The organism is Bacteroides sp. Phil13 (genome assembly GCF_001940965.1).
GTDB classification, from domain to species: Bacteria; Bacteroidota; Bacteroidia; order Bacteroidales; family Bacteroidaceae; genus Bacteroides; species Bacteroides intestinalis.
In genome coordinates, this window is record NZ_MSHA01000085.1 from 86,203 (window position 1) to 96,585 (window position 10,383).

At 42.9% G+C, this 10,383-nt stretch carries 9 protein-coding genes; 4 read left to right on the forward strand and 5 right to left on the reverse strand.

What is annotated here, in order from left to right:
- Positions 1-6: 6 nt before the first annotated feature.
- Positions 7-693 (reverse strand): hypothetical protein, encoded by a 687-nt coding sequence (locus BWI44_RS16700; RefSeq protein WP_007667144.1) that lies wholly within the window; start codon positions 691-693, stop codon positions 7-9.
- A 95-nt stretch (positions 694-788) separates the two neighbouring features.
- On the opposite strand from BWI44_RS16700, the gene BWI44_RS16705 reads away from it, so the two are divergent.
- Positions 789-2,207: an ATP-dependent DNA helicase gene (locus tag BWI44_RS16705; RefSeq protein ID WP_195209786.1), complete on the forward strand. Its 1,419-nt coding sequence runs from the start codon at positions 789-791 to the stop codon at positions 2,205-2,207.
- 91 nt (positions 2,208-2,298) lie between these two features.
- Positions 2,299-3,123 carry a hypothetical protein gene (locus tag BWI44_RS16710; protein ID WP_195209787.1) on the forward strand — a complete coding sequence of 275 codons (825 nt, stop codon included), beginning with the start codon at positions 2,299-2,301 and terminating at the stop codon, positions 3,121-3,123.
- 395 nt (positions 3,124-3,518) lie between these two features.
- Here the strand turns inward: BWI44_RS16710 and alaS are convergent, their stop codons facing one another.
- Positions 3,519-6,137, reverse strand: coding sequence for an alanine--tRNA ligase (gene alaS, locus BWI44_RS16715; protein WP_286815210.1), 2,619 nt, complete (start codon positions 6,135-6,137; stop codon positions 3,519-3,521).
- Positions 6,138-6,289: 152 nt separating this feature from the next.
- Between alaS and BWI44_RS16720 the strand changes: the two genes are divergently transcribed.
- Both BWI44_RS16720 and BWI44_RS16725 read left to right on the forward strand, forming a co-directional pair.
- Positions 6,290-7,258, forward strand: coding sequence for a M23 family metallopeptidase (locus BWI44_RS16720; RefSeq protein ID WP_195209788.1), 969 nt, complete (start codon positions 6,290-6,292; stop codon positions 7,256-7,258).
- Positions 7,259-7,263: 5 nt separating this feature from the next.
- A complete protein-coding gene (locus BWI44_RS16725) occupies positions 7,264-7,641 on the forward strand; it encodes a MerR family transcriptional regulator (RefSeq protein ID WP_007667139.1) in 378 nt (125 codons plus the stop codon).
- A gap of 81 nt (positions 7,642-7,722) precedes the next feature.
- Here the strand turns inward: BWI44_RS16725 and BWI44_RS16730 are convergent, their stop codons facing one another.
- The 3 genes from BWI44_RS16730 to flxY are packed head-to-tail and all read right to left on the reverse strand — an operon-like array spanning position 7,723 to position 10,383.
- On the reverse strand, positions 7,723-8,430 hold the full coding sequence (locus BWI44_RS16730) for a DUF481 domain-containing protein (protein WP_007667138.1): 708 nt from the start codon (positions 8,428-8,430) through the stop codon (positions 7,723-7,725).
- Positions 8,431-8,458: 28 nt separating this feature from the next.
- A complete protein-coding gene (locus tag BWI44_RS16735) occupies positions 8,459-9,028 on the reverse strand; it encodes a hypothetical protein (RefSeq protein WP_007667136.1) in 570 nt (189 codons plus the stop codon).
- A gap of 59 nt (positions 9,029-9,087) precedes the next feature.
- Positions 9,088-10,383: a flexirubin biosynthesis putative acyl-CoA ligase FlxY gene (flxY, locus tag BWI44_RS16740; protein WP_195209789.1), complete on the reverse strand. Its 1,296-nt coding sequence runs from the start codon at positions 10,381-10,383 to the stop codon at positions 9,088-9,090.

The following is a 10,383-nucleotide window of genomic DNA, read 5'->3' on the forward strand; positions in this document are numbered from 1 at the left end:
TAGGAATTATTCCCAGTTACCTGCGTTATTGTTAGCAGTTTCCAAGCTACCGATCATCAGACCACAATATTTACCCAACTTGGTTTGTACGTCTTTCATGTTAGCAATTTCTTGCTTGTCCAGACCGTTCAGGTAAGTTTCGTACGGAGTCTTAACTTCGAGCAGGCAGAAAGGAGCACCGGATTTAGCAGTATCATTTCTGATAGCCATCTCGAACTGTGCACCGTTACCGTAAGGTACATATCTCATGGAGTCGGGATTGAAACCTTTGGGGAATACAGTATCCAATACGGCAACCCACAAAGTATCACGTTTGAAGTTTTCCAGACCGGCTTTCTTTACTTCATCGTATTTACCTGTTTTCTTTGCTTTGTTGATGATAGCAATAGCTTTCTTTTCTGTCATGCCGTCTTCCAACTGCTTATCATTCAATTCACCTTCTTTGTAGATGAAAGGCAACTTCTGGTTTTTAACAAAGTTGATCAAAGTGTCGAAACTTGCTGTGTACTGTTGGTGATTCAAGTTACGGTACTCCTGCTGTGCTTTACGGATGTCCATTAAACGGGCAATAACTGCCTTCTCTCTGTGCTTTCTTGCCTTTTCGAAATTAATAGGACCCATAATGCTGGTATAGCAGATGTAGATCAGTACCACTGCACACAAGCCTAAAATGACATTAAATACTGTTTTCATGATAAATATGTTTTTTAGTTGTTATATTCGTACCGCAAAAATAAAATAAATAATTCTAATGGCGATAGTTCCTGTAACTTTTTTCTATTACAAAAATGATAAATAACTATTTAGAAACGCAAATTAAGGAAAATTTTCCTTATGAACCAACTTTTGAGCAAGAAATAGTACTAAAATCATTGGCTACCTTCTTGCTATCTCCTCGTAACGATGCGGTTTTTGTGCTGCGCGGATACGCTGGTACGGGAAAAACTTCACTAGTTGGAGCATTGGTACGGACATTGGATAAGTTGCAACAGAAGTCAATTCTGCTGGCTCCTACAGGGCGGGCTGCGAAAGTCTTTTCTGCTTATGCGGGGCATCCGGCGTTTACTATTCACAAAAAGATTTACCGTCAGCAATCTTTCTCCAACGAGGTGAGTAACTTCTCGGTGAATGATAATTTGACTACACATACCTTATATATAGTGGATGAGGCTTCGATGATTTCGAACGAGGGCTTATCCGGTGCTGTGTTTGGTACAGGGCGTTTGCTGGACGATCTGATACAGTTTGTTTACTCCGGTACAGGATGCCGCTTGGTGTTGATGGGCGATACTGCACAGCTTCCTCCGGTGGGTGAGGAACAGAGTCCTGCCTTATTTGCTGAAGCTCTGAAAGGATATGGACTGGAAGTGATAGAGGTAGATTTGACGCAGGTAGTGCGTCAGGTGCAGGACTCCGGTATTTTGTGGAATGCTACCCGGTTGCGCCAACTTATAGCCGAAGATGCCTGTGAAAGTTTGCCAAAGATAAAGGTGTCGGGGTTTGCTGATATAAAAGTAGTTTCGGGCGACGAACTGATAGATACGCTGAGTACTTGCTACGACCGTGACGGGATGGATGAGACCATTGTCGTATGCCGTTCTAATAAGCGGGCGAATATCTACAATAATGGTATACGCGCGCAAATCCTTTGGCGGGAGGATGAATTGAACACAGGCGACTTGCTGATGGTAGCAAAGAATAATTACTACTGGACGGAGAAAAGTAAAGAAATGGATTTCATTGCCAATGGTGAAATAGCTGTTCTTCGCCGCCTACGCCGTACACGTGAGTTATATGGTTTTCGTTTTGCGGAGGTTTTGCTCGCTTTTCCTGATTATGGGGACTTTGAACTGGAAGTTAATCTGCTGCTGGATACCTTGCATACTGATGCACCAGCTTTGCCAAAGGCAGACAATGACCGGCTTTTCTATGCAGTACTCGAAGATTACGCCGATATTTCCATGAAGCGTGAACGGATGAAAAAGATGAAGGTAGACCCGCATTATAATGCTTTACAAGTGAAGTATGCTTATGCCGTTACTTGCCACAAAGCGCAGGGCGGACAATGGAAGAATGTATTTCTCGATCAGGGGTATATGACGGATGAGTATCTGACACCGGATTATTTCCGCTGGTTGTATACAGCTTTTACCCGTGCTACAGGTACTTTGTATCTGGTGAATTATCCGAAAGAGCAAATACTATAAATCGTTGGAACTAAAAAAATATCTGTTCTCATGCAGTAATTAACTATTTGCTGCATTTTCATTATACGAGTCCGATATAAAAGCTAAAACAATGAGACACATCTATTCTATTTTAATGTTGATTTCACTCTTGTTTGTAGGTACTGCATGCGAGGATGATTATCGTGATATAGTGTTTTTTACGGGTGATGCGCCTATTTATCAAGTTGGCACCTGTGGGAATATGTTTAGTTCTGCGAATCTCTATCTGAATAAACCGGAAGGTATTATTGTCGGTGTGGATGGTGGAGACGGTAACTATTCCATAGTGAACGGTGACGATGCCATAGTAACTGCTGCTTTTGTAAAAAGTGAAAGTGGGTACCAACGTATACAGATTATTCCTAAAGCTGAAGGTGAGACGGGAATTACGGTAAGAGATGGTAGTGGTTCTTCAGCTTTACTGAGAGTGAAGGTAGATGAATGCCTGAAATTGGTTTGGTCTAAAGTGAAGGATGGTATCGTGGTTCCCGGAGCTACAGAAGAACAACAGAAGAATATAGCGGATGCATTCACTGACTTTTTTACCGTAAAGGTGGGAGGACGTTATGAGATGATACCGGACAATGAATCTGAAATGTTGGAAAAAGGAACCTTGCGTGTTCATCCGGATAATTCTACTATTGCTCCTTTCATAGGACGATATGAAAGAGTTCCGGTTGTTGAAGATGAAAAGGAACGCTTAGGTCTGCTATTTGAGTATAATGGCGAAAAGCATCTTTATACTTTCAATGGTCCTGATCTGACCAGAACGTCTGTAATGGAATATATGGACTTTTGGGAAAATGTTACCGAGATCTGTCCGGTAGAAGTCCCGGCTGGATGTAAAGTTTATCATGTGGAACGCTTGAAACCATATGATGAGAGTGGGGAATAATTGAAAAAGATATACTAATCTAACCTTTTTTGTCAAGAGAGAATTTATGTTTGTTTAACGGGACGGGAGGGCTTCGGCTTTCCCGTTTCTATTTTCTGCAAACAGATGATGTGTTTTACCCAAACAGATGGTTTGTTTGGGGTGATTACATCGTTTGTTTTACTCCATTACATGGTATGTTATCCTGTAAAACATACTATCTTAACTCATTTCACTTCTATAGATACAAAAAGAGAGGAGAAACTTTCGCTTCTCCTCTCTACTATATATCTTCCCGAAATTAAATCAGGATTACATTGACAAAGATACGATATTAGGATGTCAAAGTCAAGTCTTTTGCCGGTTATTTACTTGCACAGGCGAATAATAATCCGCCTGCTTTCACAAGTCAATTATTAAATTCCGGCCAGTTCCAGTACCTTTTCTATTGCTGCATTCAGTCCGTCAATGTTCTTTCCACCTGCTGTTGCAAAGTGAGGTTGGCCGCCGCCACCGCCTTGAATCAGTTTGGCAGCTTCTTTCACCAGGTTTCCGGCTTTCAATCCGCCGGCTACGAGGTTATCGCTCAACATTACCGTCAGCATCGGTTTTCCTTCATTGATCGTTCCGGCAACGAAACACAGGTTTTCTGTAATCTCGCCACGCAGTTGGAATGCAATATTCTTAATGCTTTCTGCAGGTATCGGAGCACAAATCTTAATTACTTTTATGCCGTGGATTTCCTGCATGTTTTTCAGCAATCTTTCCTTTATCTGTGCCTCTTTCTCCCTCATGAAGTCTTCCATCTGCTTCTTCAATCCGGCATTCTCTTCAATATACTTGCGGATGGTTCCGGCCAAGTCGGGGGCATTGTTGAAGAGCGCTTTCAGATCTTTCAGAGTATCTTTTATGGTGTCCATCAATTCCTCTACGCGTGCACCGGTGTAAGCTTCGATACGGCGTACGCCGGCAGCAACGGAACTTTCAGATACAATCTTTATCATACCTATGTTTCCGGTAGCAGCAACGTGTGTACCTCCACAGAACTCAACGGATGAACCGAACTGAATAACACGCACATGGTCGCCGTACTTTTCACCGAACAAGGCGATAGCACCCAGTTCTTTGGCATCTTCAATAGGAATATTGCGGTATTCCTTCAAAGGTATGTTGGCACGGATTTTTGCATTCACCAAATGTTCTACCTGGCGGATTTCTTCGTCCGTCACTTTCTGGAAGTGAGAGAAGTCGAAACGTAGTGAGTCGGGGGTTACTAAAGAACCCTTTTGCTCTACATGCTCGCCCAGTACTTCGCGGAGTGCAGAGTCCAGCAAGTGGGTAGCCGAGTGATTGGCTGCACAGGCAGCACGTTTGTCGGTATCTACGCAAGCCATCATCGGAGCTTCCGGATGTGCGGGCAATTTCTTGGTGATATGTATCGGAAGGTTATTTTCCTTCTTTGTATCAATTACTTCAATCGTTTCGAATTCGCTGACCAATACACCTGTATCACCTACCTGACCACCGCTTTCGGCATAGAACGGGGTATAGTCCAGTACAATCTGATACAATGTCTGGTTTTTCTGTTTTACTTGACGGTAACGAAGGATACTTGTTTCATATTCCGTATAGTCGTAACCAACAAATTCAGTAGTTCCTTCTTTCAGGGTAATCCAGTCGCCGGTTTCTATGGCAGCGGCGTTGCGGGCGCGTTGCTTCTGCTGTTGCATCTCGGCGTCGAACTCCTTGATGTCGGCAGTCATACCGTTTTCACGGAGAATCAGTTCCGTCAGGTCGAGCGGGAAACCGAAAGTATCATATAAGGTAAAGGCATCCTTACCACTGATTTCTGTCTTTCCGGCAACTTTGGCGTCAGCCATCGTCTTATCCAGCAAGCGGATACCGGTTTCCAGTGTGCGGAGGAAGGAGTCTTCCTCTTCTTTAATAACCTTGCTGATCAGTTCTTTCTGTGCTTCCAGTTCCGGATAAGCTCCACCCATATTATCAATCAGAACCGGGAGCAATTTATACATGAATGCCTGTCTCTGTCCCAGGAATGTATAACCGTAACGAACTGCGCGACGCAGGATACGGCGGATTACATAACCTGCCTTTGCATTCGAAGGCAACTGTCCGTCTGTAATAGAGAAAGCGATTGTACGAATGTGGTCGGCAATCACACGCATGGCGATGTCCTGTTGGTTGTCTTTGCCATAGTTGGTGTCTGCCATGTGAGCGATGGCTTTCAATATCGGCTGGAATACGTCCGTATCATAGTTTGAAGTCTTGCCCTGTAGCGTGCGTACCAAGCGTTCAAAGCCCATACCTGTATCGATCACTTTGGCGGGAAGTCCTTCAAGACTACCGTCGGCCTTGCGGTTGAATTGCATGAATACGAGGTTCCAGATTTCAATAACCTGCGGATGATCCTTGTTCACCAATTGGCTACCCGGAACTTTGGCTTTCTCTTCTTCCGAACGTGAATCTATATGTATCTCGGAACACGGACCACACGGACCTGTATCGCCCATCTCCCAGAAGTTATCATGCTTGTTACCGTTGAGGATATGATCTTTCGGAAGGTGCTGTTCCCAAAAGGAAGCAGCTTCATTGTCACGTTCCAATCCTTCTTCAGGGCTGCCTTCGAATACGGTGGCATAAAGGTTTTTCGGATCTATCTTCAGAACATCTACCAGATATTCCCATGCCCAGTCGATAGCCTCTTTCTTAAAATAGTCACCGAACGACCAGTTGCCCAACATCTCGAACATGGTGTGGTGGTACGTGTCGTGTCCTACTTCTTCCAGGTCATTATGTTTTCCGCTGACGCGCAGACATTTCTGCGAGTCCGCGACTCTTTTATATTTCGCAGGGTGGTTGCCCAAAATAATATCTTTAAACTGATTCATCCCCGCATTAGTAAACATCAGTGTCGGGTCATCTTTAATTACCATCGGAGCCGAGGGCACTATCTGGTGGCCTTTGCTCTCGAAGAAACTCTTGAATGAGTTCCGGATTTCATTTGCAGTCAACATACTCTTCTATTTATCTTAATCTGTTACTATCTTCTATTCGATATTATCTACTAACTACTTGCTACTTAGTATTAATATTCTTGAAAAAACAGCGCAAAGATAGCTTGTTTTTATTACTTTTGCCGTATTAATGAGCGAAATATTTCCAAAAGATGCGCAAAGTTTACTACATTTATAATCCACAGACGCAGACTTATGACCGTATTTACCCTACTGTCCGGCAACGGATGGTGAGTCTTTTGCGCCGTTTGTTTATCGGCATGGGCTTAGGGGCAGGTAGTTTTATAATTCTGCTGATTATTTTCGGTTCACCTTCGGAGAAAGAGTTGAGGAAGGAAAATAGCCAACTTTTAGCGCAGTATAATGTGCTTTCCCGGCGTCTGGATGAGGCAATGGGGGTGTTGCAAGATGTGCAGCAGCGTGATGATAATCTGTATCGGGTTATATTTGCAGCTGACCCCATACCTTCGGCTATCCGCCAGACAGGGTATGGCGGCACTAACCGCTATGAACACCTGATGGATATGGCGAACTCCGATCTGGTAGTGAATACAACTCAGAAAATGGATATGCTCAGCAAGCAACTCTATATCCAGTCGCGTTCCTTCGATGATGTGGTGGATATGTGTAAGAGCCATGATGAAATGTTGCGTTGTATCCCCGCCATCCAGCCTGTTTCCAATAAAGACCTTCGCAAAACTGCTTCCGGCTACGGAACGCGTATCGATCCTATCTACGGGACTACAAAATTTCATGCAGGTATGGACTTCTCGGCACCTTTGGGTACGGATGTTTATGCCACAGGAGATGGTACGGTGGTACAGATGGGGTGGCAAACCGGGTATGGTAACCGGATTGTGGTAGACCATGGATTTGGTTATCAGACCGTATACGCGCATTTGCGTGATTTCCGCACTAAAGTCGGAAAGAAGGTGGTACGCGGTGAAGTCATTGGCGGGGTAGGCAGTACAGGAAAGAGTACAGGTCCTCACTTGCATTATGAAGTTCATGTAAAAGGGCAGGTAGTCAATCCTGTCAACTATTACTTTATGGACTTGAGTGCTGAGGATTACGACCGGATGATACAGATTGCTGCCAACCACGGTAAAGTTCTCGATTAATAGCTATGGATAAAGACCTGAAATTATATTATTCCATCAGTGAGGTAGCCCAGATGTTCGATGTGAACGAGTCCTTGCTTCGTTTCTGGGAGAAAGAGTTTCCACAACTTTCTCCCAAAAAGGGAAGCCGTGGGGTGCGGCAATATCGCAAAGAGGATATTGAAACTGTGAAGCTGATCTATCATTTGGTGAAGGAACGGGGAATGACATTACCCGGTGCCCGCCAGCGAATGAAAGACAATAAAGAAAGCACTCTCCGTAACTTTGAAATTGTAGATCGCCTGAAAGCGATTCGTGAGGAGTTGATCAGTATGAAGAAAGCCCTTGACGGATTTACTTATGAACAGGTGGATGAACTGAAAAAAGATATTCAGCAGGGATAAGAAACTATTATAAATGAAAAGCGGATTGAAAACTACATGGCGTAGAATTCAATCCGCTTTTTAGTATAGAAACTGCTTTACCTAGAATTCGAAACCAAATTTGATTCCGATACCATTTATAGACTCACTATCATAGTAATAATAGCTGCCATAATAGTATTCGTAATCATATTCTTGATATGCGTATTCCAGTTTAAGATTCAGTGCCATCTTTTTAGCAAGAGCGAAGCGTACACCTACACCCAATGTAACAAAAGCCCCCTCTACATCACCAGCAGCGTAGCCACTTTTAATATCGGCAAACGGAGTAATCTTATTTTTGGTGAAATTGGCTCTGAAGCTGGCAAATATGGGAACAGAATACAAATCGGCATCTGTGTAACAATTCAATCCCATACCACCTCCAACAAACAGGTAATTATTAAACTGATAACCGTGTGTGGTTGATAAAGTAAATCTGTTAGCATCACAATCGCTCAGGTCGAAGATATAACCGGTTTCAACAAAACCCTTATAACCTCTCAAGGTACTGCTCTTTTTTCCGAAATCCTGGTGTCTATTCTTAGATGCACCTACCTCTTTTGTGATTTTCTCAACTTCATTCATTGGATAGGCAAAGATACTTCCGTCAGCAGTTTGTATTTTCAGCGAACTGTTGGGTATTTGCTCAATGATAATACCGCGGATAATACTTCCGTTTTTCAGATAAACAACTTCAGTGTAATTTTGTGCTGCACAGTGAAGGCTGATGCCTACCAATAAGGTAAATAATAATAGTAATTTTTTCATCGTCTTTTGTTTTTAGTATATTGTTGTTTTATAGATTGTTTATAACTTTATAAATAGAACCAGCCCAATAATTGCGTAATCCAAAACCTCTTGCTTTACCACCTGTAGCCCAATCTTGTATTATTTCTTTCGTATCCGTATTGAAGAATACTACCTGATAAGAGCCGTATGCCTCTGCTTTGTTCAATAATTTAGCAATGATAACCAGTCCAATACCCGGTTTGTTTTGTGTGGGAAGTGCTTTCACAATTTGTTTAATCTGCTCTTCGCTCAACGTATAGTTTGTATCAGTCGTCATCAATTTTTGTGGATTGATTGCTCCATTTACCTGATTGACAGCATCGAGTGAGATTTCATTAACTCTTACTTTTAACTTCTTGCTAACATCATATTTCTTGGTTTCAGTGATAAATAATTGGTTAATTCTATCAAATGCCACCTTAAATTCTGCCGGGGTTTCTGCTGCGCCAAATACTTTAGCTGCCGAATAGTCCACTCCATAGAAATTGAGACTTTCGGCTTCTTTAAGGAAGTTCTTGTTTTGTCCGAAACAAATCATGCTTGTTGCAAGGAACAGAAGGGTGAATAACTTTTTCATACAATTAATAATTTAGAATCAGTACTCAGTTTATTATTTTTGTCAAAATTAGAAATTAGTTACCGTAAATCAAAGAATTTAATGCTTTTTCTACTCATCGGAGGCATTTGTATCTGGGAGATATATTCTGCCGGTTCAAATCGGATAGTAGGGGCTACCCGTATTTTAGAGCGGAATAAATCTTTAATTTCTTTGGCAAAGCTTTCGCTGTTCTCGTCACTGCCAATCCGAATCAGTATCTCGTCTGTACCTAATTTGTTGGTGTACACCTCAACAACATAGTTTTTTACTCGGGGAATATCATCTAATATGTCGAATAATGCAGGTGGATACAGAGTTGTTCCTTTGTATTTTATCATTTGTCCTTTTCGTCCCAGCACAGAACTTAACCGGATGGTGTTTCTGCCACATACACAAGGTTCCGTATATTGGTAACAGATATCTCCGGTTTTGAAACGAAGCAGAGGCATACCTTCCACCCCTAATGTGGTAATGGTTACTTCTCCCGGTTCTCCTTCTTTCACCGGAAGGTTCTTGTCATCCAGAAACTCTACAATGATAAGCTCGGGTTGCAGGTGTCCGCCATGGAATTCAGAACATTCGGTGAAGGATGATTGCATTTCTGTAGAGGCATAAGTGGAATAGAGTTGGAGTGACGGCCACTTTTCGCTGATACGCTGTCCAAGGGTGTTCAATGTAAAGTCGGGGTTACGCAGTGCTTCACCGATACATACACACTTCTTCATAGAACAGGTGTTATGATCAATCTGATTTTTTTCGGCAAACTCTATCAATTTAATAAGGAATGAAGGAACGACCATGCCGCAGGTAGGATGAATACGATGAATGGTATCCCATTGCAGTTCCGGTATACCGTTGCCTACACGGGCTACTCCCATTCCGAGCTCTCTGGCTCCCAAGTAGTACGCCAGCCCTGCCATGAAGCGGCGGTCTATGGTGGTCATCAGTTGAAGTATATCGTGTCGGCTGCATCCGGCGGTGTTGAAGGACAGATACTCGTTGTATGCCAGACGGTCCAGGTCTTTGGAGGTCAGTACAAAAGTAACCGGATCTCCTAAAGTGCCGGAAGTGGTGACATAGTCGATAATACCATCCGGGTCTACACAGATGAATTCACTATTATGTAGTTGCAGGTCTGTTTTGGTGGTAACGGGAATTTGTTGGAGGTCTTCTATCTTCTTGATCCGGGTGGTGTCTATGGAATGTTCTTTGAACATTTGCTGATAGAAGCGGGAATGTGCCTGCAAGTAAGCCAAGGTTTCAGTGAGTCTGGCTTCCTGATACAATTTAATCTCTTCAGGAGAGCAAAACTGTATGTCTGGATTCTTTTCCAT

Coding starts and splice junctions, on each gene's coding strand:
- BWI44_RS16700 (WP_007667144.1), bottom strand. CDS start 693: ATGAAAACAGTATTTAATGTCATTTTAGGCTTGTGTGCAGTGGTACTG.
- BWI44_RS16705 (WP_195209786.1), top strand. CDS start 789: ATGATAAATAACTATTTAGAAACGCAAATTAAGGAAAATTTTCCTTAT.
- BWI44_RS16710 (WP_195209787.1), top strand. CDS start 2,299: ATGAGACACATCTATTCTATTTTAATGTTGATTTCACTCTTGTTTGTA.
- alaS (WP_286815210.1), bottom strand. CDS start 6,137: ATGTTGACTGCAAATGAAATCCGGAACTCATTCAAGAGTTTCTTCGAG.
- BWI44_RS16720 (WP_195209788.1), top strand. CDS start 6,290: ATGCGCAAAGTTTACTACATTTATAATCCACAGACGCAGACTTATGAC.
- BWI44_RS16725 (WP_007667139.1), top strand. CDS start 7,264: ATGGATAAAGACCTGAAATTATATTATTCCATCAGTGAGGTAGCCCAG.
- BWI44_RS16730 (WP_007667138.1), bottom strand. CDS start 8,430: ATGAAAAAATTACTATTATTATTTACCTTATTGGTAGGCATCAGCCTT.
- BWI44_RS16735 (WP_007667136.1), bottom strand. CDS start 9,028: ATGAAAAAGTTATTCACCCTTCTGTTCCTTGCAACAAGCATGATTTGT.
- flxY (WP_195209789.1), bottom strand. CDS start 10,383: ATGGAAAAGAATCCAGACATACAGTTTTGCTCTCCTGAAGAGATTAAA.